Below are 22419 nucleotides of genomic sequence, written 5' to 3'. Positions count from 1 at the left end.
GGCCCGCACGCCCGGGAGGGGTCCCACACCAACGTGCCGCGAACACCCCTCAGGAAAGGAAACTCACAAGGTCACCAGCGGCCGTATCGGCCGACCGCTAGAGGAAGTCCGTCACGCCTTCGTATTCCGCCACGGGAGCCGCGCCGACGGCCTCATATTCGAGCAGCAGCACCCCGTTCACCGTCACCTCGTGCTGGACGAGCCGCAGGCCGGCGGGCCGGCTCGGGTGATCGAGGAGCCGCCGCCCGGAACCGATCACGGTCGGCGCGACGGCGAGCCGGAGCGTGTCGACGAGCCCGGCCGCCAGCAGCGCGTTGCCCAGCCGGGCGCTCCCGTGGATCTGGAGCTCCCGTCCAGGCCGCGCCTTGAGTTCCCCAACGGTCTGAACCGGGTCGCCGCGCAGCACGGTCGTCGGCTTCCAGGTCCCCTCGCTCAGGGTGCTGGTCACGACGTACTTCGGCAGCGAGTTCATCCGCTCGGTGAACGGATCGTCCGGGTCGGTGATCTGCGGCCAGTCGCGGGCGAACGCCTCGTAGGTCCGCCGTCCGAGCAGCAGGCCGTCCGCGAGGTTCAGCCACTCGGACATCCGCCGGACGAAGAGTTCGTCCATGTGCGGCACCAGCCAGCCGCCCCGGGTGAAGCCGTCGCTCGTGTCCTCGGACGGTGAGCCGGGACCTTGGCTCACCCCGTCGAGCGTGACGAACTCGGAGATCGCGATCTTCATCCCGGCGCCTCGCTCTCCGCGAACCCGGCGAGCTGCGCGGCGACCGTTTCCCAGCCCTCGGCGAAGCCGAGCTTCTCGTGGCGGGCACGGGCGTCCGGGTCACCATGCCGGACGACGATCCGGTAGTCCGTGCCGTCCGGGTGATCGCTCAGCGTGATCTCCGCCGTCATCGGCACCGGCGCGGGATCGGCGGGACGCCAGGCGCTGTCGACGGCGTTCGTGAACACGATCCGCTCCAGCTCGTCCACGACGAGGAAGATCGCATCGACCTGCGGGACGAACTCCGTCCCGTCCTCGCTCATCCGCGTCACGAACGCGCCGCCCGGCCGGACGTCCAGCCGGTCCACCCGGCACACGGTCGGGGCCGGGGCCCACCACCTCTCCAGCCGGGCCGGATCGGTCCACGCGTTCCACACCACGGCGCGCGGCGCGCGGATGACCCGCTCCAGGGCCAGGTCAAGATCGGGATTCATCGGTCTCCTCCTTCGCATCGGTGACGAGGCGTTCGAGCCGGTCGGTCCGCCCCTCCCAGATCCGGCGCTGCTCGGCGAGCCAGTCGTCCACGAGGGCGAGGCGCTCGCGGTTGAGCACGCAGGTGCGCACCCGTCCGGCCTTCACCGTGCGGATCAGGCCGTTCGCCTCCAGTGTCCGCACGTGCTTCATGAACGACGGAAGGGTCATCGGGAAGTCGCGGGCCAGCTCGCCCACGCTCGTCGGGCCGCGCCCGAGCCGCCGGATGACGCCGCGCCGGGTCGGGTCGGCGAGCGCGACGAACACGCCGTCGATCTCCGCCGAATACTGTGCCATGAGGCTAAGTATCACAGTCCAAGACACTTAGCACAAGAGCAAAGTATCGAGCCCGGACACCGCCGCCCGCCCAGCTCAGCCGCGATGCCGCCGACGAAGGCGGAGCCTCCACCGGCCACCGCTCGGCTTGTCGCCGCTCTTCCCCACCGCGCCCTGCGGCCGGTCCACGCTCACGCCGTGGTCCTCCCAGGGTCGGATGGATCATGGCCACGAGACCCTCGCCGGCCAGTTTCTGCTTGATCCACCAGTTGTCGTCCAGCGGCCTGCCCGCGTCCGGCAGCGGCTTGCCCGAGCCCGGCAGCCCGTCGAACTCGCCGCGCGCCTCCGCCTCGCGGATCTGCCCGTCGATCCAAGACTCAAAGCTGAGCCCAGTGGGCTTTCGCTCCGTCATGACCCCATTGTCCCATTCCCTTCCCCGGCCCCCGAGGACGGTCAGGACCTTCATAACGTCAGCCGGCCGGACATCGGCGGCGAAGGCCCGGGCGGCACTGGTGAATGCACGGCGCAGGACCGCCCGGTGGCACAATCATGTCCGTGCGAATGCGGCGAATCGGGGACCAGACGGTCAGCGCGGTCGGCTTCGGGGCGATGCAACTGGACGACCCGGCCGCGAACACCGAGCGCGCCGAGGCGACGCTGCGGGCGGCGTTGGACGCCGGCGTCACGCTCATCGACACGGCGATCGCCTACGGCCCGAGCAGCCTCGGGGCCGACACCATGGGCAGGAATGAGCGGCTGGTCACCGCGCTTCTGGACCGGCTCGGCGTCCGCCGCCAGGTGCTGGTCGCCACCAAAGGCGGACATGTCCGCACCGCAGGCGGCGGATGGGCGGTCGACAGCTCGGCGTCGCACCTGCGCGCGGCCGTCAAGGAAAGCCTGACCAATCTCAGAGTCGAGCAGATCGACCTGTACCAGCATCACCGCCCGGACCCGAACGTCCCCTACGGCGAGGCGATGATGACGCTCAAAGAGATGCACGACTCCGGGAAAGTGCGGATGGTCGGCATCTCCAACGCGAGCCCAACGCAGATCCGGCAGGCGCGGGACATTCTCGGTTCCGCGCTGGTGAGCGTGCAGAACCAATACTCTCCGCGGTTCCGATCCAGCGAGCCGGAACTGCGGCTCTGCGACGAGCTGGGCCTGGCGTTCCTGCCGTGGAGTCCCCTGGGCGGGGCGGCGCAGGCCGGGCGCCTCGGCGAGCGCCACACCGAATTCGAAAAGGTGGCGGCCGAGCTCGGGCTCAGCCCGCAGCGGGTATGCCTGGCGTGGATGCTCGCCAAGTCACCAAGGGTGATCCCGATCCCGGGTGCGAGCCGACCCGAGACGATCATCGACTCGGCCCAAGCCGCCGACCTCGACCTGAGCGCCGAGCACCTCGCCCGGCTCGACAACCCGCGGCCGACGTGACTTGGTTCCCACGCACGAAGCCCCCGGTCCGTCGGGTGGACGGAGGCCGGGGGCGCTGTCTGGCCAGGGGGTCACGCCAGGTCTAGGGTTCCGGACTTGACCTTGGACGCGAACGCCTGCCACGCGGCGGGGCCGAACACCAGCTTCGGCCCGTCCGTGTCCTTCGAGTCCCGCACGGCCACCGCCGCCGGCAAGTCCGCCACCTCGACGCACTGTCCTCCGATGTCAGTGCTGCGACTGCTCTACGAACAGCACCAGCATGACCGGCGGCCACCCGGCTCTGCACTTCGCCTGCCGGCGCCGCTCAAGACCGACTCATTCTGTCAGGAGTTCTATGGAGGCCCCGTCCGGACAGGCCGGACGGGGCTGCTCGCTATGTTCGCGACGGCTCAGAGCTTCGCGGTTCCCTGCAGTCCCCAGGTCTTGTTGCCGTCACCGTCGTCGTTGACGTTGGCCACGACGTGCCCATCGGCGGTGTTGCCGCTGATGTTCACATAGGACCCCGAGTCGGGGAGCCTGCAGGTCTTGGAGCCGGAACTGCTGCCGTTGATCTCCGCGGTGAAATCGCAGGTCTTCGTCCTGACATCGGCGTCGTCCTGCTCGATCCGGACCTGCACGTCGAAATTCTCGAACTTGCCCGACCTCGAATCACCCCAGGTGACCTTGGCGGTCGCCCATTTGTAGCTGTTGCTGCCGCCCGGGCCGCCCCAGTTGCGGTTGAAACAGACCTCGACCTTGACGTCGGCGTTGAACCCGTTGGTCGGGTACTCCTTCGAGCTGGTCGCGCACCTGGCGTCGGCATTGGCCGGGCCTGCGAGCACGAGGGTGCCGAGCCCGGTCAGCGACGTCGCGACGAGGCCCGTCGCGAGAATCCGGCCCATCCGCTGCTTCACGTAGTCTCCTTGTCCGACAGTGAAATCGTGGACTTTTGGTCCACTGCAAAGGAACTTACTGGACGACCGTTTTAAAGATCAACTTGGGATTTCCGTGATTCATCCCTCAACGGGGCCCGGCACCGTCACGTCCGCTCGGAGCGGCCGCAGGTTGCCGGGGCGCACGGGTCTGCGTTAGGGAAGTTGGTCATGGATCTGAAGCCGCTGGCGCGGGACGAGCGGGCCGATCTCGCGGCGTTCCTCGAAACGCTGACGCCCGAGCAGTGGGAAGCGCCGTCGCTGTGCGAGGGATGGCGGGTGCGGGACGTCGTCGCCCACATGATCAGCTACGAGGATCTCGGCGTCCGGGATCTGGCGGGACGGCTCGCCAAGGGGCGCTTCACCCTGAACCGGACGAACGCCGTGGGCGTCGCCGACTCCGGCGCGCTGACGCCCGACGAGCTTCTGGCGATGTTGAGGAAGCGTCTCCAGCCGACGGGGCCGACCGCCGGGTTCAGCGGCTTGATCGCGTTGACTGACGGCGTCATCCACCATCAGGACATCCGCCGTCCCCTCGGCAGGTCCCGCGAGATTCCGGCGGAGCGGCTGCTGCTCGCGCTGCGGGGCGCGCTGAAATCCCCGTTGATCGGCGGTTTCTGGAGGGGACGGGGCGTGCGGCTCGTGGCCACCGACCTGGACTGGTCGCGAGGATCCGGGCCGGACGTGCGGGGGCCCGCCGAGGCGCTGTTGATGGCGATCGCGGGACGGCGCGGCATCGTCCAGGAACTCTCGGGACCGGGACGCCAGAAGCTCGCCGACCGTGTCGAGAAACCGCCGAAGAACGGTTGAGGCGGCACAGGGAATCGGCGCTCAGACGCAGTAGGGCGGTGCCTTGTCCGCGTTGTCCTTGGTGACTACGGTTTCGGGGACGTTCTCGAACTTCTTGGCCGACGGTTCCTTGCGCAGCAGCGCGACGACGTTCTCCACGGCCATTTCCCCGATGTCCTTCGGCGTGTTGCTGACCGTGACCGCGAACCGCCCGGACTTGACCGCCTGGACGCCCTCGGCCGTGCCGCCGTTCGTCAGGATCTTGATGTCGGTACGGCGCGCGGCCCGGAACGCCGCCTCGGCGCCGAAGGCCATGTCCTCGTTCTGGACGAGGACGTACCGGACGCGCGGCCGGGCCTGGAGGAGGTTCTCCGCCACGTCCTGCGCCTTGGCCCGCTGCCAGAACGCGGGCTGCTCGAACACGACGTCCGCCCGCGTCCCGGCGCTCTTCTTGAACGCGCCGGTCATCAGGTCGGCGGCGGCGCCGGGGGCGCCCCCGATGATCGCGACCTCGGCGGGACGGCCGCCGGTGTCCTCGACCAGCCAGGCGCCGAGCGAGCGTCCGACCTGCTCGACGTCGGCGACGACCGCGCCGAGGATCTTCGAGCGGTCGACACCGGACGCGACGCCCGTCAGGAAGATCGGGATGCCCGCCCGGTTCGCGCGGGCGACGCCGCCCTGGAGCGAGTCGATGTTGACGGTCTGGACGACGATGACGTCGACCTTCTTGACGATCATGTCGTCGATGTTCGACAGCTCCCGGCCCGGGTCCATCGCGGAGTTCGCGGTCAGGACCTCGACGCCCTTCTTGGCCGCCCGCGCCTGCAACGCCCTCTGCAGGCACGTGTGGAACTGGACGCGGTTGCCGTTGACGAAACCGATCGTGATCTTCTCCCCGGACGGGACGGCGCTCTTCCCCGCCCCGTCGTCCACCGAGCAGCCGGCGGCGCCCAGCGAAACGGCGAGCGCCGCGACCGGGATCACCGAGCGGAGGTGTCCGCGTGAGAAATCGAGCATGAAGACCCTTTCAGCGAAATCGGCCGCGCAAATGGTTGGTGACGGCCGCGACCAGCAGGACGCCGCCGACCGCGACGTCCTGGAAATGCGCGTCCACCTGGAGGAGGTTGAGCGAGTTGGCGACTACGCCGAGCAGCACGACGCCGAGGACCGTCCCGGCGACGGTGCCGCTTCCGCCGTGCAGCGCGGTCCCGCCGATCACGACGGCGGCGACGGCGGTCAGCTCCAGCTGCAGCCCGCCGGTTCCGGGGCTCGCCGCGCCGAGCCGGGCCACGAGCATGACGCCGCCGAGCCCGGCGAGCAGGCCGCCGACCGTGTAGAGCAGCAGCTTCGTGCGCGCCACCGGGATGCCCGCCAGCCGCGCCGCGTTCTCGTTGCCGCCGATGGCGAAGGCGTTGCGGCCGAACGCCGTCCAGCGCATGACCAGCCCGGTCGCCATGCAGACGAGCGCCGCGACCACGACCGTCGCGGGCACGACGCCGAGCACCTCGCCGAACCCGAGTTCGTCCAGGTGGTCGCCGATCGACACGCTCTGCCCGTCGATGATCAGCAGCGCCGCGCCGCCGAGAACGGTGGACGTCGCGAGGGTGGCGACGAACGGCGCGACGCGGAACACCGTCACGACGGCGCCGTTGCCGAAGCCGATCGCCGCGCCGACCGCGAGGCCCGCGAGCGCCGCCGTCCACTCCCCCGTCCCGGACGCGATCAGCCGGGCCACGACACCGGCGGTCACGGCCGCGACGGAGCCGAGCGAGAAGTCGATCCCGCCGGAGGTCATGACCAGGGTGAGCCCGGCGGCCAGGACGGCGGTGACGGCGACCTGCTGCGACACGTTGAGCAGGTTCGCCCCGGTCAGGAACGCGGAGCTGTTCCACGCGGTGATCAGGCCGACGAGCAGCAGGACGGCCAGCAGCCCCAGATGCCGCGTCAGCCCCGCCGGAAGGTTCACGCCGACGCGGCCGCGGAGGGCGCCGAGGGCGGTCATGGCGTCCGCCCTCATGGCGTCCGCCCTCCCGCGGTCAGCGCGACGAGCTCGTCGCAGGTGACCTGGGCGACGGGCCGGTCCGCGACCGTCCGGCCGCCCCGGACGACCACGACCCGGTCGGCGAGCCCGGCGACCTCGTCGACGTCGCTGGACGCGAGCAGAACCGCGGCCCCGCTCGCCGCCAGCCCGCCGACCAGCCGCTGGACGTCGGCCTTCGCCGCCACGTCCACCCCGCATGTGGGCTCTTCCAGCAGGCACGCGGTCACCCCGGTGTCGAGCCAGGCGGCGAGCAGCACCTTCTGCTGGTTGCCGCCGGAGAGCGCGGCGACGGGCGGGTCGGCGTGAATGGCCTTGATCCCGTACCGGTCGCGGGCGTCGCGCCCATGCCCGCGCATCCTGCTCCACCGCACCAGCCAGGGGCGCCGGAGCCCGCGGCGGACAAGGTCGAGGTTCTCGTCCACGCCGAGCCCCGGGACCAGGCCGTGGCCGAGCCGGTCGCCGGTCACGCAGCGCATCCCCGCCGCCAGCGCGGCGCCGACATCGCCGGACGGGACGTCGCGCCCGGCGATCCGCACCCGTCCGGACTCGGCGCGGCGGAGCCCGCTGAGCAGCGGAAACAGCTCGGCTTGACCGTCCCCGGACGGCCCGAGCACCGCAGTGATCTCCCCGGCGCGAACCGCCAGATCGAACCCGCGCAGCCACCCGGCGGTCAGCCCCCCGAGTTCCAGCACCGGCTCACCGGCAGCGCGGACGGCGTCGTGGATCTTCTTGCGGAGCCCGTCGCCGGCCATGGCCCGGACAAGGGCGGGCAGGTCGGCGTCCGCCGCCGGGACGGTGACGACCCGCTTGCCGTCCCGTAACACCGTGATCCGGTCGGCGAGGTCGAGGACCTCGTCCAGGTCATGGGAGATGTAGACGACACCGGCGCCGCGGGCTCGCAGCGAGCGCACCAGCCGGTGAATTCGCTGGGCATCGGCGGCCCCCAGTGACGCGGTGGGCTCGTCCAGGATGAGAATGCGCCTGCCCCGATGCACTTCCCGCGCGATCTCGACCAGGGTCTGCTCGGCCGGACCGAGCGCGGCGGCGACCCGGTCGACGGCGATTTCAATGCCGAGTTCACCGAGCGCGCGTGCCGCCTCCCGCCGCGCCTCTCGCCACGACACCGCGCCGAAACGAGTGGGAAGACGGCCGAGGAGCAGATTCTCAGCAATGGTCAGCCCCGGAACCAGCGACCGTTTCTGATGGACGATGCTCACACCAGACGCCCGGGCACGCCTCGGTGTCAGGGCGGTGTGGCGCCGTCCAGAGATATGGACGGCACCCCGATCGGGAACGATGGCGCCGCACATCGTCTCCACAAGCGTGGACTTGCCCGCGCCGTTCATCCCGACGACGGCGTGGACCTCACCCGCCGATAACGCGAAATCGACATCGCTCAGGGCATGGGCACCGCCGAATGTCTTGTATACGCCGCGCAATTCCAGCACCGGAGGCGCGGCCGGCCCGGACATGTCAGGCACCGCCCGTCCGGATGGAAGCGTGCACGCAAGCCGGCAGATAGGCGGCCGTCACGCCGACGATGCTCACGAAGCGGCCTCCGTGACCTCTCCGACGCGGACCCCAGTGTCCGGCGCCGACCGTCCATGCGGGCACTGGCCGTTGATCAGCCAGGGTGCTCAGTTCGCTGACCATCGCCCGCAATGTCGGCGATGTGGTCGTCGTCCTCATTCTAGAGCGACGACCGATCAAAACCGCGACTCAGCGTCCCGAAACGGACACGACTCAAGGGCCCGGGTCGTCCACGTGCCAGCTCATGAGCGGCCCGCTCCTACGGGTCACCGCCACCGAAACGGACGAGACGGACAGCGGCACACCGCACAGCGCCCGAAACAGCACGACGAACACCGGCGACACAATGTGAACGGCGAAATGGCCTGGCCCGCCGAACCGGATCCGGCCGTGTGTAACCTGATCAAGCCGTCCGGCAAGGGAACCACCCTGGCGAACGGATCATGCGACTCCGGAAGGCCGCACGTGACCGACTCTCCTGTCGCCCTCATCACCGGGGGCGGAAGCGGCATCGGGGCGGCGACCGCCCGGCAACTGCTGGACCAGGGGCATCGGGTGACCGTCACCGGACGCGGCGCTGACCGGCTGCGCCGGTTCGCCGAAGAACTGGGTGAGCCCTCGGGCCTTCTGACGCTCGCCGGGGACGCGGCCGACTACCAGGACGTCCAAGCGGCCGTCACCGCCACCGTCGAGGAATTCGGACAGCTGAACACTGTCGTCGCCAACGCCGGCTTCGCCTCCTTCGACAACGTCACCGACGGAGATCCGGCTGTGTGGCGTGACATGGTGCTCACCAACGTGCTCGGCCCCGCGCTGCTGATCAGGGCCGCCCTGCCCGCACTGCGCGAAACCCGCGGACGGATCGTGCTCATCGGGAGCGTCGCGGGCGTCGTCTACAGCCCCGGCAACATCTACGGCGCGACCAAATGGGCGGTGACCGGGCTCGCCGAGAACACCAGGCGCATGGTGACGGACGACGGCGTCGGCGTGACCTTGGTCAACCCCGGGGCCACCGAGACCAACTTCTTCGACGCCGGCGGCGGCCCGCCCGACCGCGCGATGATGACCGCCGACCAGATCGCCAGCGCCATCGTGTGGGCGATCAACCAGCCGCACGGAGTGGACGTCAACACCCTCACGATCCGCCCTGTCCCCTCGCCCCTGTGACGACGGAACCCTTCGGCCGCCGGGTCGGCCGTCCCTCGCAAACGCAACCGGCCGCACCTGATCGGCCGATCCGGACGGCTACGACCCTTCCGGCTGACGCTTGGAACGCAGGACGACCCGCCGGATGAGTTGCACATCGGTGAGAGGTCCCGTGGACGCGGCGAAGCCGAATTTGAAGGTGTCCGGGATGGGCTCGGGAGCGGGGAATCTCAGAACCCGCTCGAAACCCTCGTCGTCCTGAAAGTCGATGTCGACCGTCACGACCGGATCCCGTCCAGCCGACACCGCCACTCTGACGATCCTTTTCACCGGTTCCAGCAGCCGTTCAGCCCGACCCGGCGAGACATTGGCAGGCATCTTTTTCAGGTTTCCATGCAGCCGTCCGGGAAGCGACGATGGCCAGGGCCCGGCCGTCCTCTTGTTGGTGGTCGTGGCATCGAGCAGGCAGTATCCGGTGATGCCGTCTCCGGGGCCGCGAGCTGTGACGATGTTGGGCCCGGGGGCAGTCTGACGGAAGAACGTCCCGGCCGGGGAGCGGCGCTCGCACCCATTCCCGCGCCCTTCTCCGTCGCCGAAGTATTCGCCCAGGACATCGAGTCCGATGCCGAGATACCCGCCGTCCACCCCAGGCACGAACTGGGCACCGGGTTGGCCACCCGGCCTCTTCTGGGCGTAGCCGAGGCTTCCGCCAAACGCACCCGGTGTGGTGAGCCGCCGAGCACCGTCCGTCAGAAAGAACGAGATCCCATCCGCGGGCGCCCGCGTCGTATTCCCGTACTGCCACTGCTCAAAGACCACCACCAGTCCACCCCGCGCCGGGATCGGCGAGTCGAACAGCACGGCGCCGGTCTCCTCGAAGTGCGCGTCCGTGAGCTGAAGGTACCCACGCGGCGCCGCACCGCCCGGCGGTACGGGCCCGACCGGATCGCGACGACAGCCCCTGAGCGGATGATTCGTAGCCTCCACCTCTGCCTGTCCGCGCCGCGCACCCGTCAGGCAGGCCGCCCCATACCCGATAAAGCGCGAATCCGCAGTGGCTCCAGTGAACGCCTCCTTGACCAGAACGGCCCCCGGACCCCGTTCCGAAGCCGACGCATGCCCATTCGACGTGACGGCCATGGCACCGACCCCGACCGCCACCGCAACACGAGCCCACCGTTGCCTCATACCGCTGCCCCCACAGAGATTCGAAGCGTCCTCTCCTACGGCCCCAATCTGAACACACGCTTACTGCGAGAACCCCCCATTGCCACCACCACAGCAATACACAAACCTAATCCTTACAGAGACGCCCGCCATTCCATATGACGGTCACGGCCAGCCCAGGGATTGTCCCCCAAGGAGCACAACCGCAGCACTCCAAGGCATCACGGCCAAGCGAGGGGGACGAGCAGGAAGTACCGCACCACTGCTCAGCACATTCCTGGACAGACAACGGAGACGGCGAACCGGGCGTTCGCAGATCAGGTCGGCTGCCAGAGCGTCGGAGTGTCCTGGGGCTGCCAATCGGCCTGCGCGGTGTGGGCTTGGCGGCACACGTAGTCCGTGCCGCGATGGGTCACCGCGTCGCCGGGACGGTAGTTGACGCCGGGCGTCCACGCGGAACCGCCGGGCCTTCTCTTGGGCGGATTCGGCGTCGGGGTATCGCGTTCACTAGTGGACGGCGTGGGCGTGGCGCTCGACGGCGTTGGTGTCGCGGTCGACGGCGTCTCGGACGGTGTGGCGGTACCTTTCCGTCCCACCCCGACCGAATCCGGCGGCGCCGCACTCTGCGTCGGTGCCCCGCCACCCGGATCGACACCGGTCGTCACCGGAGCAGCAGACGACCCCGAACCACCGGACGGCCGGGCCGCCGCGTACCCGACGGCCAGGAAGAGCACGATCACCAGGACGACACCGAGCACGACGTACCGCCGCCGCGCAGAGGGTCTGGAGGGAGGACGCGCATGGGCCATCAGCGGCCCCGCCCTCGCCCGCGCACACCCGCGACGCCCGTCCGGTGCACTCGACCTCCCCCACTCCCCGTCGCCCGGACAAGAACCGCCGGTACCGGCCTCCGAGCGCCGACAATAGTGACACAGCCCCGCGAACCGTGCCACCTGGACATTCCACCCGCAGCAAAGCCTCCAACTCACGCCCTCAGCAGCGAGCTTCCTGTCGCCCGCCGGCAGATCCGGCCCGTCACGATGGGCGTGCCACGCCGCACCGAGTTTGACCGATCACCGCAATCCCAGCGATGCCATGGCGAGCCCCAAGACCGGTGTCCGATGGGCGCCGACGCCCGCCCTTGTGGGCGCCAGTCGCTCCCGGCAAAGCGCCCCTGGACCCCGAGGTTCAGAGGCACTTCCGCGACCGCTAGGACAACAGGACCCCGCTATCCCGGACCATCGCGGCGTCGCCACCAGCCTGGCCTACGTCGTCCTGCCCGGGCTCGGCCCCGACCTGGATGCGGCGGCGATCTTCAAAGATTCACGCGGATCACAGACTCGTCCGGTTCCATGGGGTTGATGGTCAGCACGATGGCCGTAGCCGCCTCGGGCACGGGTGGGCGGCACGTCTGCCGGACGCGCCGGATGGTGGTGCGCCACCGTTTTGTCTCATCGGCGCTGGTGCCGGTGACGAGATAGTCGGTCCCCAGGTCGTCGGCGATCTGTGAGATTCCGAGCCAGCGCGTGCGGGCAGTGGTGCACACCTGCCATCCGGCGCGGCCAAGGACGATTTCGGCCAGCTGGATCTTGTTGTAGGGCGCCGGCTGCAGTCGCCGCTCAGCGGCGGTGATCGTCCTGAGTGCCTGGATGTCTCCAGGGTCACAGGCGCGGGCGCAGGCGGCGATCGTCGCTTTGAAGGCGATCTCGACGGCTTGCTGGGCCGCGTTGGCCGCGAGCCAGACCAGCGGATCGGTGCCCGGTTCGGCGAACCGGTGCAGGGTGAGCAGCAACGGATGCGTCCTGGCCATCTCCGGGTCGGCTTGACGGCTGATTTCCCTGACCCGTTGGCCGGCCAGCCGTGACAGCGCGGCATCCGACAGTTCATCCGACGGACCGGGCTCTGCGCGGGTGAACGCCTCGCCCCGCAGGACGTCGATTACGGCGGTACGCACGCATTCGCGCAGGTGGTCGCGAACCAGTGCTCGCCAGGGGGAGACCCGCGTGTTCAGGTCGGCGAGTGCGAGGGCGATGGTGGCCAAGCTGGGTTCTGGTGGTAGTGGCGCGCCCAATGCCTTCCAGGCGCGGTATCGGCCGGCGGCGGTGAGACAGGTCGGGGTCGCGCCCAGGAACAGCATCGAGCGTTTGGATCTTGGGACCTGCATCGCCGATCTCCCTTTGGCCCGGGCAGCACCAGAGCGGGCGGTGGCCCCCGAGGCGTCTGCCTGACCTGTCGTCAGCCTAGAGGACGACGGTTGAATCGGCCGGAATGAGCAGGGTGCACGAGCCGCCCCAGATCAGCCGGATGGTGCCACTGAGTGTGGCGAGAACATCCCCCTGACCTGTCTCCACGGTCCGACCTCGACGCCGACCCGGACCATGGGGTTGCGCTCCCCGCGTCCTCGGTCGATAAAGCGCGGCCAGGCATGCCTCCCACACAGGTGGCCATTGCAGATTGTCTCCGGCAACCCGGACTCCGGCCCGGCCGCTTCATCTCGTCCACCCAGCACCCTCGCACAGATGGGCAGGCCCCTGATTACGGGGGCTACTGCTGTACTTCGCGGCCGTACGGAGATCGAAAAGGCCGGTTCCTTGGTCGGAACCGGCCTGTGACCTGGGTGGGCCTCCCGCCACCTCTGTACAACCCCGGTACACAGGCCAAGGCCCTTGAGACGCTCCTACGCAAGCTGCCATCGCCCACCGCGCCGGTACCCACGAAGCCCGCACGAAACCTCCCCGGTCGTGCGAAGCAGCTCAAAGAGCAAGAAGCCCAAGAAGTAGTGGCCGCCTACCGAGCGGGCGCTTCGGTGTACCAGATCGCTCGTCGCTTCCACATCCACCGGGTAACGGTAAGCAAGATCCTGCGCCGTCATGGCGTGAAGATGCGTATGGGTGGGATGAGCCCTGAGCAGATCGACGAGGCGGTGAAGCTGTACCAAGAAGGCTGGTCACTCGCACGGATCGGCAAGCGCATGAGCGTTGATGGCCAGACGGTGCGGAGCCGACTGGTGGAGCGTGGGGTGAGGATGAGGGATACGCATGGGAGGGAGCGGCCGTGACGCACGTTGCCGCTTGTCGGAGTCCTTCGCATCCAGTCCCGAAGTTCCGGTACGCCTGCCGCGCCCAGCGTAGAGCGGGATCATGAACGTGGAACTGGCTCCCATCGGCGTGTCATGCCCCCCAACCAGGTCGAGCAGCCCTCACGCCTGCACGAGGAGGGTTGGTCGCTTGCGCGCATCGGTAAGCGGCTGGAGGTAAGTGCCGACACCACGCGGCTCCGCCTGATCGAACGAGGGGTGCAGGCGAGGCCGCGCGGGCTGCAGGCGCAGACCATTGAATCCAGATGTCGAGTGTCGTGCCGAGGGTTTACCTTCTTACCCATGTGGAAGCGCCGAGCCCAGCCCGTGACCTCCGCCGACACCTCTAACACGATTGCGACACGATCCACACATTCCGACAAACAGGACGATTTTGCACCAAAATACCCGCACCCCAAGATCCTCGTCATCGACAGCCCGGACGTTGCCTCGGTGCTTAAGCAGCGCGGGTATGCGACATCCGCAAGCTCCTTCGGCCAGCCCGTTTCGGTGCCCAAAAGTAGCAGCTACTTGCCACTAGCAATGAGTGATGACCTACCCGATGATTACACGGAGCAAGAAATTGTCATCGTAGACCTCACCGGTCCAGCACTGAAGAGAGCTACCGAAGACTCATTCGAACAGCCGCCTCAGGGCGTCCCAGCCATATGGACTCCTACAGTAACGGGCGTCATTGACCCGCGACCAATCAATATGGAACGCACGTCCGATGCCATGAACCGCATCCATGAGCATGGAGGCATCTTTATTGTATTCGCTGGCGCGCGTTTCGAACCGGGGTGCTTCATTAGCGAAAAGAATTCATTTGGCGAACTAAGAGAGCCTCTTGGCAATCGTGAACTACGTGGCCTCAGCAACTGGAGCTTGCTAACAGAAACTTCCAAATTGCGGATCAAGAACGACAGTGGACGAGAGATCCAACCTACCAGCGCCTGCAACGAGATCGGAATCAGCAGCTTCCTGGAGACCGGTCGCTTCGAATGCATAGTCGAACCGTCGCCGTGGAACAACGATTATAAATGGGTGACACTGGCTACAAACAAGTATGGAGCGTCGGTAGGCGGACTCCTCTACCCCGCCCAGGAAGAAGGCAAATCCGGGCTAATCTTCATACTTCCCCAAATCAAACGACGAGCTGACCTGGTAGTCGAACTGGTCGAAGTCGTCCTTCCCACGCTCGTACCGCGCCTCTTTCCTCACGCTGAGCGAAGCTTCTGGGTGCAGCGCCCCGCATACGAGCTGCCTCAGATCATGACAGTCAAGGACGAGATCACCAGGATTGAAGAGGCTGCCCGCCTCCGCATCCGCGGACTCGAAGAGCAAATCGCAGCCAGCCGCGACCAGTATGGTTTCCTGCACGAGCTCATCACCGCCACCGGCGACAACCTGGTCAAGGCTGTTATTCAAGCACTGACGACGCTCGGCTTCACAGATGTGCGTGATGTAGACGCCGAGGCTGAGGCGTCCGGTGCAACCGGTCCGCGACGCGAAGACGTACGCATCATGGACGCAGCCGTGCCCGTGCTGGTTGAGATCAAGGGAATAGCCGGCACACCCAAAGAAGCCAGCTCACTGCAAGTCGCCAAGTACATCGCGCCTCGCATGCGCGAATGGCGAACACACAACATCCGCGGTATGGCGATCGTCAATCATCAGCGACATCTGCCAGGCCTCGACCGCGAGCACGAACACGTCTTTCAGGAGGACGTCGTCACCAACGCTGAAGAGCAGGACTTGTCCTTGCTGACTGCATGGGACCTGTTCCGCCTCACGCGAAATTTCATCATGCATAGCTGGCGCCACGAGGATATCGCTCCCCTGTTCGTGACGTCAGGCCGCGTCCACCCCGTTCCCGCACACTACGAGCCGATCGGGCACATTGATGGCCACTGGCCAAAGGCTTCCGTAGTAGGACTACGATTGTCGCAGCCCCTTGCTGTGGGTGACCGAGTCGCCTACGAACTGCCGGTGGACTTTATCGAGGAAGACGTCACTTCGCTGCAGCTCGACAACCAACCCGTCGGGACAGCGAGTGCAGGTGATTACGTAGGCACTAAAACCACGCTTACCAAAGACCAGGTTCGCAACGGTGTACAGGTCTACAAAATCAAGCGTTAGTATCCTTGGTCCTTGGGCCGGATTGGGCAACACTAGGCGTTGACGACACCTTCATTCGGAGCTGCCTCTAGGGCGCGGCGGCAGATGCGATACAGAAATCGGCCGACATTTCACAGTAGATTAGCGATTGAAGCCACTCGCTCGCCATTCTACGGCAGACTGCGAAACTATTTTATTATTGCGGTATCAATGATATTCTAATAGCATGTTTAAGGCGAAGCAACAGAATGAGACCTTTCAAATTACTGTAGATGCCCTGGGTGCCGTTGAGGGGATTATGAAGAACGGCGCGATGGCGAGCTTGCTTGGGATTTCAAATGCTTCCACAGGAAAAGAATTGAAGGACTGGCCAAGCCGGGACAAGGAATCCTACCAGGAAGCTGTACGCAAAGCCTATCTCTCGATTACATACCTGGGCAGCGACTCAATGTTCTTCATCCAACATGGAGCCACCTCCTATATGGCCTCATGCCGCAACAAGGGACAATTATTCTCCAAAGTGTTAGGCAGGTCAACGTCGTTTGACCATGAGCAAGGTCCGCGTATCGAGTTTCATGTCTACAGCCGCCTGCTAGAAGGAACCTGGTGTCTAACGGCAGCCCGATACATCGTCACGGCCGAGTTTGAGCGCGGGGAGTTACGCGTGTTAGCGGATTGGCCAATGTTTGCAACTGATGACAGAGAGTTTGAAGAGCACGGCTTCGAGGTTCGTCGACATGTGACCGAGACCCCGTTTATCGACAGCTTCGGCGAAGAGGCGTACTTTACTGAGGTAGAGTACGCCAAGAATGGTGTCGTCTATAGCGAGTCCGCATTCGCTTAATTCACAAACGCCCCTCACTCGGACCAGACGTGCACACTTCTACCTTGAAAAGATCGCACTCTTGGCGTCAGCGGCACTCGGAACGGCTGCGAACCACAAATTAGCCTCGTCCCGACAGCGATCATGCTCGTCAACTACACCGTTGCCCTTCAAGATGCCTTCCAGGCTTCGGCTGAGACTCCATGCTGCCAACTGACGCGCGAATCCATGGACTGTCTTAGCACCGTCGACGTCTACGGGGCCACCATGCGCCAGCGCGTTGCGGATTCGCTGCAGGCGCGCTCTCGCGATGTCCCACCGCTCAAGCAAATCGTCACGCACGGTCAATATGCTCGCTGGTGACGACAGCAGGCTCATCACATGCCGCAGCTCGCGCCCGCTTTCGCTCTGCGGCGGATGCATGCTAACAAGCCTTGGGAGGGCTTCGTACGCCCTGGAAAGATCTATCTCGTGGCCGTAGCCCGTACTCTTAAACAGAGCTAGTTGAAGGCTCCTCCTTTCTTGCTCTTGCGCTAACGACAACCCCTCAATATGTCCGTAGGCGGCATCAAACGCGGCCGAGTGGATCATGTCCCATATCTTGTCACGCACCCACGAGGAACAGAGGTAGCCATCGAGGAACTCGTACCAGGCCCCGTGGGTAACACGGGCGGCGATAAGCTCCAAGGCGCGCACATGCAAGATTATCGAGGAGAGCGGCTCCTCCCGATCCGTCTTCTGCCAAGTGTGTAGCGCTTCAATAAGCTCGATCAGTTCGAGGTTATCCACCGGAAGATGTGGCGCCAGGTCAGCTTCCACCATCTGAAGAAGATCACTCATGGGGTCAGAAGATGCAGATACCGGCAAAGAGCCAGGGTCGCGAAGCGGCATAAACGCACCCACACCCCTGATGCGTCCATCCACTGCAAGCAGGTAACCCCGGAGAATCCGCCACCTTGGCCTGCCAAAGCGGAAGCCAGCTAGTGCGACAACGGCGTCAGCTTGTTCGCGCGCCGCAAGTACGGGATCGGCAAACGAGCTCATGCCCAGGTCGACACGAGCCAGTACGGTATCGCGCTCCTCGGGCAGCTGCGATGGCTGGAAAAGCGATTCCCTATCTCTCAGTTCTTCCGGGAGCCGCTCCAGCACATCTTCTTCAGCTTGCAAAAGAGACTTGATCAATTCGGCATCATAATAAGTAATTGGCCCAACCGTCTGCACCACCCGCGTCATGGATGCGTGCTGGAACACCACCCACACCACGTAATGAGCTCGCTGCGGCGACTGTGTTAGAAGGCGCTCACAGAGAGACAGGCGCTCACTCTCGCCAAGGTTCGCCGACTTATTCGGGCGAGGATAGGCATCTGACCGGGAGGCATCAGCGTCTCCAAGTGCATGCTTGGTTGCAAAGATTTCAAAGGCATTGTTCGAGAGCAGGCCGCGAAGATTGCTAGCTATTCGGTCCGCGCTTAGGTTCGCCGCGCGGACAACTGTCAGGAACAAGTCGCGGCGCTTCGCCAACTCTTGGTGAGAAACGACCGACGTACGATACCCGGCAAGAACATCGTTCCATGCCGCGAGTCGCACATCCGGATCACTAAATCGACCGATCAAAGCCAGAAAAGCTGCTCGATATGCATTGCTTTGACTAGCCAGCCACGCCTTGAAGTTTTCCGCTGAGAGCGTAGCCAGGTTTGACTGTATATCCTGTGCCATAGATCGACATTGCAGCAGCTCGCCACTGAGGCTCCTTGTTGCCTCGGGACCAAGGTCCCCCGCGGCTTGAAAGAAGTCACGAAGGGCTGACCGCCAACCCGGCCTGTGTCGACCCTCGTAGGGACGCCGGTCATGAAGCCATGCCGACAGCTCTCTCGCAGCTACAACGAAGCTGATCTGGTCTTCATCGCACCAGGCTTTGTCCGGCTTCCTTAAGGCTGCAACTGCCTCGTCGAGCCACGACTGATCGCTGGCTGGTGAAGAAGCACCACTCATATATTTACTATACCGCCTGCGCGATCGCTAAGCGTCCGACCAGCTGGTCCGAGTCCTTCCCGAGTGTCGGTATAGTCCACAATTACTGACCCCGCTGGCACATACCTGATGAGCTGTCCGCGCGATGCCTCGCTGAGCGAGCTGCAGACGTAGACCCTTCTGCAGTTACTTGGCAGCGATTCAGGAAGCAAGTCCCTACATCCGCTGCCAGACCCGATCCAGCTTGTCGAGGTTGAGTGCTACTCGGTCGTACGCCGTGAGTGCAGCGGAGAGATCTGCCCCGTTACTGTCGGAGTTCACGTTTGCTCACCGACTCGCTGTCCAATGAGTGCCTATTCCCGAAGCGCTTAGATGTGTGGTCAGCCAACGCCGGAATCTCGGCCACCTTCTCCGCTGACAGATCCTCCCAGATCAGCCCCCGCGGCCGGCGACGGCGTGAGCACCGGATCACCTCATCAGGCGTCACGATGAGGTCGACGTTGAAATCGTGTTCGGCTACGGGGATTTCCTCGTCGACGACCTGGAGCTGGTGAACCGGCGCAACGATGACCGTCTCGTCCGTCACCAGGCCCGCCTCGATGAGCAACGCCACCTCAAGGTCGGAGTAGCCAGCGCCCTTGCCGATCCGCGCACCGGAGCGGTTCACCGCCACGCTGCCGCACACCACGATGTCGATGGGCCGCATGTCCTCGACGCCGACACGGCGAGCGATCTGGGCCGCGCCCTTCTTCTCGGCTGCCTGCTCGGGTGGAACGGTGAGCGATGCCGGATCGAGGAGGTAGAACGGCTGCAGCGTGGCCATCCGAGGCACCGCCATATAGAGGAGCTTGCCGTCCTGGAGCGCTCGGACGCGGGCCGGAAGCTGCGCCCAGTCCGGGTTGGCCTTGATCGTCCGGGCCTGCTTCCACAGGTCGAGTTCGCCCAATCGTTCGGCCGTCGCCTCAACACCGCGGAAGCCGGGGATCTTGCCGTACGAGCCGCCCGGCGCTGCACCCTCGCGCTCCAGCAGCCGCCACACCTGGTCACGGACGGCTGCCTTGGCCTGGTCGATGTTTCCCACGCGCCCTACCACTATCGCTAGATCGCTGCCATGAGGGCCAACAGGCGATCGTTGACGTCCTGCACCCATGGCTCTTGCCGCCATGGCCGGAGCTCCCGGCCAGCGGCAAATGCCAGGTTAAGCCCACCGCCGCCACGCGTCAGCTCCACGGCGTCGATCGTCCGGTGCATGGTGGTTTCAGCCTCGTCGAGCTTGCCTTGCCGGACGAGTGAGAGGGTGAGGTTGCCGAGCGCGATGGCTTGGCTCTTCTTCTTGGGCGCGAGCGCCCTGGCGGTCGAGCGCAGGATCGGCTCAGCCCGCTCCGGCAAACCAAGGAAGAGGTAGCAGGAGCCACTCAGGCGGTTGAACTCGTTAATCGTGTAGTACTCCGCCGCCAGATCTTGCGTGCTCACTCGGTGGAGCTGGGCCTCGGCCTTCTTGAGCGCTTCCTCACACGCCCTGACCTCGCCACTCATGGCGTGGCCCTCGGCGACGTGGAGCAGGCCCAGGCCAGTGAGCGACGGGCTGACAGGCGCGGCGACCTTGGCTGCTTCCGCGGCCAGCGCGACGCCCTTGTGGGGATCTTTGTCGCCGTAGAGCGCGACGAAGCTCTTACGGAGGACGGCGTACGCCTCAGTGCAGGCGTCACGCGCCTGACGAGCCGCGGCGATTGCCTCGTCAAGGTAGGTGATCGAGGCCTCGTGGTTGCGGCGTTGGCTGACATCCCAGACGAGCTGTCCCATGATCGTGGCGGACTCGGCCTCCACCTCGAACAGCGCTCTGCGCACACGGGGGTTGGTGACGTTCTCCCGAAGGAACTTCACTTGACCGTGGACTTGGCCGGCCGGACCAAGCAGGGCGGTCGAGGGTGCCTTGTCGTACTGCTCGTCGAGCTGGCGGATGCGCTCGTGCAGGAAGGCAACCGCCACCAGGTCGACTGAGGAAGGGTGCTCCAGCACGTAGCTCATGCGCTCGCTCGGCTTGGCCTGGGTGATCGTGACGTCGTCGAGCATGGCCTGTAGCTCTTCGGCCGTCACCTTGAGCGCGGTTGCCAGCTTGGGCCGCACCCACGGCTGCGGCTCCGTTTCGGCCGTTTCCCAGCGCACGATCGTTGATCGCTCGACGCCCAGGCGTTCAGCCAAGCGCTCTTGGGTAAAACCCGCCGATTTGCGGCGTTGGGCGAGGCGTACGCGTTTACTCGCCATCCCGCTTTCCCTTCTAGGGCGGCCACCAAGGGGGGTCCCACCATAGCCGCCTGGCGGCTATTTGCGCAGCTAAACGGCGCCACGCCTCTTTTCCGCCTCATTCTTGCCACTCCCCTGCGCTGGGTTTCGGCAGGTCAACCGGCTTGTCTGGCCTGTATACCGGCGCGGCGGTGCCGGAGCTTGAGCCCGCCGTCACGCCGGTTCCTACGCCGGAAGGAGCCCAATGCGACCCCTCATTTACGGCTACATGCGCGTGGTGGGTGGTGAGGATCAAGAGGAGGAGCCGCAACGTATTAGGCGTCAGCTCATTGTGTACGCCGAACGTGAAGGCTTCACGCTCGATCAGGTGTTCACCGAGAACACCAACTGCTCGGAGCCAGCCTTTTACACCATGATCGAAGCGCTGAAGCGCTACAACGTCAAAGACCTTCTCGTGCCGTCACTCTGGCACTTCGCCAGGTTGCCGGGCCTTCAGGACGCCATGCGTCAGCACATCGAGCAGGAAACCGGCGCTCGCCTCTGGGTGATTCAGGGGCAGCACTGATGAGTACCCTGCACCTGCAGCCCCTCGCCTACGGCTACATGTACGCGCCGAACGACATGCCCGCCGAAGAGGCCGACCGGCGCAGCCGTGAGCTGGAAGCCTATGCCGACCAAAGCGGCTTCGAGCTCTCCAGGGTCTTCTACGAATGGGACGCGCGCCTAAAGCCTGGTCTGAACGAGCTGATCGCAGAAGTCCAACGGACGCCGGTGAAGTACGTCATTATTCGCGGCCTGTCCGACTTCGCTGAAAGCCGTGTCCTTCAAGACGCCATATGGGAACGGCTTGTCGAGACAACGAAAGTGACCGTCATCATCATGCACGAATCATGATCCGCAAACACGCCTCGCACCTAACAAACACGGTGCGTTTCAGCGACACCATCGACATCGTGGCTGCGCCGGACGCGACGGCCATCGCGCGCATCTTCATGAAGCGGACGCTCCAGTGGTGGCGGGCACCGCACGTGGTCGACGACATGCTCACCGTGGGCATAGAGCTCGTGACTAACGCCATCCAGGTGTGCGAGGAGTACGCGGACGGCCAGTGGAAGCACTTGCCCACGTCCAAGCTCATCCGGCTGCGTCTGCTGGGCTTCCAGTCCACGATCGCCATCGAGGTGTGGGACCGCTGCCCCAGTGAGCCGCACGTCCCGCCGTTCAATCTGGGGCGCGAGAACGGGCGTGGTCTCATGATGGTGGACGCCCTCAGCGTGAGCTTCGGCTTCTACCCAGTCGCGCCCTTGGGCAAGGTCGTGTGGGCCGAGCTAGCCGTCACCAACCAGCAGGCGGTTAGCGCGTGATCCTGGTCGACCCTCTGCAGGACACCACCGATCGCATCAGTTGGGGCTGGACAGCCCTGCTGTACGACATTGACCACAGCCAGTGGGTGCCATCCCAGGAGGCAAGCAAGTTCAGCGGGCTGTCGCCAGCTGCCCTCAAGCGGTGGGCTGGACGCGGCGTACTGAGCCAGGTAACTAGTGTCTTGAGTCGTTAATTCGTTGGCAGTATCCGGCGAGGGTTTCGAGGATGTCGTCGGCGGGTTTGGTCCACACGAACGGCTTGGGGTCGGTGTTCCACTCGTTGACCCAGGCGCGGACGTCA

General features: G+C 65.7%; 23 protein-coding genes and 1 pseudogene. 9 read left to right on the top strand and 15 right to left on the bottom strand.

The features are described from left to right. Window positions 1-97 precede the first annotated feature (97 nt). The 4 genes from ETD83_RS00120 to ETD83_RS45635 are packed head-to-tail and all read right to left on the bottom strand — an operon-like array spanning window position 98 to window position 1922. Window positions 98-724, bottom strand: coding sequence for a dihydrofolate reductase family protein (locus ETD83_RS00120; protein ID WP_138642929.1), 627 nt, complete (start codon window positions 722-724; stop codon window positions 98-100). Continuing rightward, window positions 721-1197 (bottom strand): SRPBCC domain-containing protein, encoded by a 477-nt coding sequence (locus tag ETD83_RS00115; protein WP_138642928.1) that lies wholly within the window; start codon window positions 1195-1197, stop codon window positions 721-723. The genes ETD83_RS00120 and ETD83_RS00115 overlap by 4 nt, the downstream gene beginning before the upstream one ends. Next, complete coding sequence (locus ETD83_RS00110; RefSeq protein WP_138642927.1) at window positions 1181-1531, bottom strand: ArsR/SmtB family transcription factor; 351 nt, start codon at window positions 1529-1531, stop codon at window positions 1181-1183. Before ETD83_RS00110 ends, ETD83_RS00115 begins: the two co-directional genes overlap by 17 nt. Before the next feature lie 4 nt (window positions 1532-1535). Further along, entirely contained in the window at window positions 1536-1922 is a 387-nt protein-coding gene (locus ETD83_RS45635) for a DnaJ family domain-containing protein (protein WP_138642926.1), read from the bottom strand. 149 nt (window positions 1923-2071) lie between these two features. Between ETD83_RS45635 and ETD83_RS00100 the strand changes: the two genes are divergently transcribed. Further along, a complete protein-coding gene (locus ETD83_RS00100) occupies window positions 2072-2938 on the top strand; it encodes an aldo/keto reductase (RefSeq protein WP_329602657.1) in 867 nt (288 codons plus the stop codon). A gap of 71 nt (window positions 2939-3009) precedes the next feature. Here the strand turns inward: ETD83_RS00100 and ETD83_RS00095 are convergent. Together ETD83_RS00095 and ETD83_RS00090 are read right to left on the bottom strand one after the other, a co-directional pair. Then, window positions 3010-3168 (bottom strand): annotated as a pseudogene (locus ETD83_RS00095) (DUF397 domain-containing protein); the annotation flags it as partial. A gap of 159 nt (window positions 3169-3327) precedes the next feature. Continuing rightward, window positions 3328-3831, bottom strand: coding sequence for a hypothetical protein (locus ETD83_RS00090; RefSeq protein WP_138642923.1), 504 nt, complete (start codon window positions 3829-3831; stop codon window positions 3328-3330). A 189-nt stretch (window positions 3832-4020) separates the two neighbouring features. Here ETD83_RS00090 and ETD83_RS00085 point away from each other — a divergent pair, with 189 nt between their 5' ends. Beyond that, window positions 4021-4659 carry a maleylpyruvate isomerase family mycothiol-dependent enzyme gene (locus tag ETD83_RS00085; protein ID WP_138642922.1) on the top strand — a complete coding sequence of 213 codons (639 nt, stop codon included), beginning with the start codon at window positions 4021-4023 and terminating at the stop codon, window positions 4657-4659. 21 nt (window positions 4660-4680) lie between these two features. Here the strand turns inward: ETD83_RS00085 and ETD83_RS00080 are convergent, their stop codons facing one another. From ETD83_RS00080 to ETD83_RS00070, 3 genes are read right to left on the bottom strand one after another with little or no spacing between them, the layout of a single operon-like run. Next, window positions 4681-5655: a sugar ABC transporter substrate-binding protein gene (locus ETD83_RS00080; protein WP_138642921.1), complete on the bottom strand. Its 975-nt coding sequence runs from the start codon at window positions 5653-5655 to the stop codon at window positions 4681-4683. A 10-nt stretch (window positions 5656-5665) separates the two neighbouring features. Beyond that, a complete protein-coding gene (locus tag ETD83_RS00075; RefSeq protein ID WP_138642920.1) occupies window positions 5666-6655 on the bottom strand; it encodes an ABC transporter permease in 990 nt (329 codons plus the stop codon). Continuing rightward, window positions 6652-8151, bottom strand: a complete 1500-nt coding sequence (locus tag ETD83_RS00070; RefSeq protein WP_138642919.1) for a sugar ABC transporter ATP-binding protein — start codon at window positions 8149-8151, stop codon at window positions 6652-6654. The genes ETD83_RS00075 and ETD83_RS00070 overlap by 4 nt, the downstream gene beginning before the upstream one ends. 523 nt (window positions 8152-8674) lie before the next feature. On the opposite strand from ETD83_RS00070, the gene ETD83_RS00065 reads away from it, so the two are divergent. Beyond that, entirely contained in the window at window positions 8675-9376 is a 702-nt protein-coding gene (locus ETD83_RS00065; protein ID WP_138642918.1) for an SDR family oxidoreductase, read from the top strand. Between the two features lie 78 nt (window positions 9377-9454). Here the strand turns inward: ETD83_RS00065 and ETD83_RS00060 are convergent, their stop codons facing one another. The 3 genes from ETD83_RS00060 to ETD83_RS00055 all read right to left on the bottom strand — a co-directional run bounded on the left by ETD83_RS00060 (window position 9455) and on the right by ETD83_RS00055 (window position 12659). Next, window positions 9455-10216 (bottom strand): L-type lectin family protein, encoded by a 762-nt coding sequence (locus ETD83_RS00060; RefSeq protein WP_138642917.1) that lies wholly within the window; start codon window positions 10214-10216, stop codon window positions 9455-9457. Between the two features lie 623 nt (window positions 10217-10839). Further along, the gene (locus ETD83_RS45810; protein ID WP_407921456.1) at window positions 10840-11331 is read right to left on the bottom strand and encodes a carbohydrate-binding protein; all 492 of its coding nucleotides are present in this window, start codon (window positions 11329-11331) and stop codon (window positions 10840-10842) included. Window positions 11332-11837: 506 nt separating this feature from the next. Beyond that, complete coding sequence (locus ETD83_RS00055; protein WP_138642916.1) at window positions 11838-12659, bottom strand: hypothetical protein; 822 nt, start codon at window positions 12657-12659, stop codon at window positions 11838-11840. Between the two features lie 288 nt (window positions 12660-12947). On the opposite strand from ETD83_RS00055, the gene ETD83_RS45205 reads away from it, so the two are divergent. From ETD83_RS45205 to ETD83_RS00040, 3 genes are all read left to right on the top strand, one after another. Further along, window positions 12948-13580, top strand: a complete 633-nt coding sequence (locus ETD83_RS45205; protein ID WP_138642915.1) for a helix-turn-helix domain-containing protein — start codon at window positions 12948-12950, stop codon at window positions 13578-13580. Between the two features lie 114 nt (window positions 13581-13694). Further along, a complete protein-coding gene (locus tag ETD83_RS43445; RefSeq protein ID WP_205717401.1) occupies window positions 13695-15737 on the top strand; it encodes a hypothetical protein in 2043 nt (680 codons plus the stop codon). A gap of 205 nt (window positions 15738-15942) precedes the next feature. Then, window positions 15943-16560 (top strand): hypothetical protein, encoded by a 618-nt coding sequence (locus ETD83_RS00040; RefSeq protein ID WP_138642914.1) that lies wholly within the window; start codon window positions 15943-15945, stop codon window positions 16558-16560. Window positions 16561-16599: 39 nt separating this feature from the next. Here the strand turns inward: ETD83_RS00040 and ETD83_RS00035 are convergent, their stop codons facing one another. The 3 genes from ETD83_RS00035 to ETD83_RS00025 all read right to left on the bottom strand — a co-directional run bounded on the left by ETD83_RS00035 (window position 16600) and on the right by ETD83_RS00025 (window position 20775). After that, the gene (locus ETD83_RS00035) at window positions 16600-18531 is read right to left on the bottom strand and encodes a hypothetical protein (RefSeq protein ID WP_138642913.1); all 1932 of its coding nucleotides are present in this window, start codon (window positions 18529-18531) and stop codon (window positions 16600-16602) included. 283 nt (window positions 18532-18814) lie between these two features. Then, window positions 18815-19591 (bottom strand): 5-formyltetrahydrofolate cyclo-ligase, encoded by a 777-nt coding sequence (locus tag ETD83_RS00030; protein WP_171063946.1) that lies wholly within the window; start codon window positions 19589-19591, stop codon window positions 18815-18817. 17 nt (window positions 19592-19608) lie between these two features. Next, window positions 19609-20775, bottom strand: a complete 1167-nt coding sequence (locus ETD83_RS00025; RefSeq protein ID WP_138642912.1) for a helix-turn-helix transcriptional regulator — start codon at window positions 20773-20775, stop codon at window positions 19609-19611. A 223-nt stretch (window positions 20776-20998) separates the two neighbouring features. Here ETD83_RS00025 and ETD83_RS00020 point away from each other — a divergent pair, with 223 nt between their 5' ends. Genes ETD83_RS00020 through ETD83_RS00010 form a run of 3 tightly spaced genes read left to right on the top strand, consistent with a single transcriptional unit; the run spans window position 20999 to window position 22118 of the window. After that, the gene (locus ETD83_RS00020) at window positions 20999-21319 is read left to right on the top strand and encodes a recombinase family protein (protein WP_138642911.1); all 321 of its coding nucleotides are present in this window, start codon (window positions 20999-21001) and stop codon (window positions 21317-21319) included. Beyond that, window positions 21319-21648 (top strand): hypothetical protein, encoded by a 330-nt coding sequence (locus ETD83_RS00015; RefSeq protein WP_138642910.1) that lies wholly within the window; start codon window positions 21319-21321, stop codon window positions 21646-21648. The genes ETD83_RS00020 and ETD83_RS00015 overlap by 1 nt, the downstream gene beginning before the upstream one ends. Beyond that, window positions 21645-22118 carry an ATP-binding protein gene (locus ETD83_RS00010; protein WP_138642909.1) on the top strand — a complete coding sequence of 158 codons (474 nt, stop codon included), beginning with the start codon at window positions 21645-21647 and terminating at the stop codon, window positions 22116-22118. The genes ETD83_RS00015 and ETD83_RS00010 overlap by 4 nt, the downstream gene beginning before the upstream one ends. The last annotated feature ends 301 nt before the right edge of the window (window positions 22119-22419 follow it).

It is taken from the genome of Actinomadura soli (genome assembly GCF_005889715.1).
GTDB lineage: Bacteria > Actinomycetota > Actinomycetes > Streptosporangiales > Streptosporangiaceae > Spirillospora > Spirillospora soli.
Note: the sequence above shows the minus strand (reverse complement) of the source record. Positions and strands in the feature narration are given on the sequence as shown.

What these genes read in the sequence shown, in the direction of transcription:
- ETD83_RS00020 (WP_138642911.1), top strand. Translation starts at nt 20,999, where the DNA reads ATGCGACCCCTCATTTACGGCTACATGCGCGTGGTGGGTGGTGAGGAT.
- ETD83_RS00100 (WP_329602657.1), top strand. Translation starts at nt 2,072, where the DNA reads ATGCGGCGAATCGGGGACCAGACGGTCAGCGCGGTCGGCTTCGGGGCG.
- ETD83_RS45205 (WP_138642915.1), top strand. Translation starts at nt 12,948, where the DNA reads ATGCCTCCCACACAGGTGGCCATTGCAGATTGTCTCCGGCAACCCGGA.
- ETD83_RS00115 (WP_138642928.1), bottom strand. Translation starts at nt 1,197, where the DNA reads ATGAATCCCGATCTTGACCTGGCCCTGGAGCGGGTCATCCGCGCGCCG.
- ETD83_RS00025 (WP_138642912.1), bottom strand. Translation starts at nt 20,775, where the DNA reads ATGGCGAGTAAACGCGTACGCCTCGCCCAACGCCGCAAATCGGCGGGT.
- ETD83_RS00040 (WP_138642914.1), top strand. Translation starts at nt 15,943, where the DNA reads ATGTTTAAGGCGAAGCAACAGAATGAGACCTTTCAAATTACTGTAGAT.
- ETD83_RS43445 (WP_205717401.1), top strand. Translation starts at nt 13,695, where the DNA reads ATGCCCCCCAACCAGGTCGAGCAGCCCTCACGCCTGCACGAGGAGGGT.
- ETD83_RS00010 (WP_138642909.1), top strand. Translation starts at nt 21,645, where the DNA reads ATGATCCGCAAACACGCCTCGCACCTAACAAACACGGTGCGTTTCAGC.
- ETD83_RS00055 (WP_138642916.1), bottom strand. Translation starts at nt 12,659, where the DNA reads ATGCTGTTCCTGGGCGCGACCCCGACCTGTCTCACCGCCGCCGGCCGA.
- ETD83_RS00120 (WP_138642929.1), bottom strand. Translation starts at nt 724, where the DNA reads ATGAAGATCGCGATCTCCGAGTTCGTCACGCTCGACGGGGTGAGCCAA.
- ETD83_RS00110 (WP_138642927.1), bottom strand. Translation starts at nt 1,531, where the DNA reads ATGGCACAGTATTCGGCGGAGATCGACGGCGTGTTCGTCGCGCTCGCC.
- ETD83_RS00085 (WP_138642922.1), top strand. Translation starts at nt 4,021, where the DNA reads ATGGATCTGAAGCCGCTGGCGCGGGACGAGCGGGCCGATCTCGCGGCG.
- ETD83_RS00035 (WP_138642913.1), bottom strand. Translation starts at nt 18,531, where the DNA reads ATGAGTGGTGCTTCTTCACCAGCCAGCGATCAGTCGTGGCTCGACGAG.
- ETD83_RS00075 (WP_138642920.1), bottom strand. Translation starts at nt 6,655, where the DNA reads ATGAGGGCGGACGCCATGACCGCCCTCGGCGCCCTCCGCGGCCGCGTC.
- ETD83_RS00080 (WP_138642921.1), bottom strand. Translation starts at nt 5,655, where the DNA reads ATGCTCGATTTCTCACGCGGACACCTCCGCTCGGTGATCCCGGTCGCG.
- ETD83_RS45810 (WP_407921456.1), bottom strand. Translation starts at nt 11,331, where the DNA reads ATGGCCCATGCGCGTCCTCCCTCCAGACCCTCTGCGCGGCGGCGGTAC.
- ETD83_RS45635 (WP_138642926.1), bottom strand. Translation starts at nt 1,922, where the DNA reads ATGACGGAGCGAAAGCCCACTGGGCTCAGCTTTGAGTCTTGGATCGAC.
- ETD83_RS00070 (WP_138642919.1), bottom strand. Translation starts at nt 8,151, where the DNA reads ATGTCCGGGCCGGCCGCGCCTCCGGTGCTGGAATTGCGCGGCGTATAC.
- ETD83_RS00015 (WP_138642910.1), top strand. Translation starts at nt 21,319, where the DNA reads ATGAGTACCCTGCACCTGCAGCCCCTCGCCTACGGCTACATGTACGCG.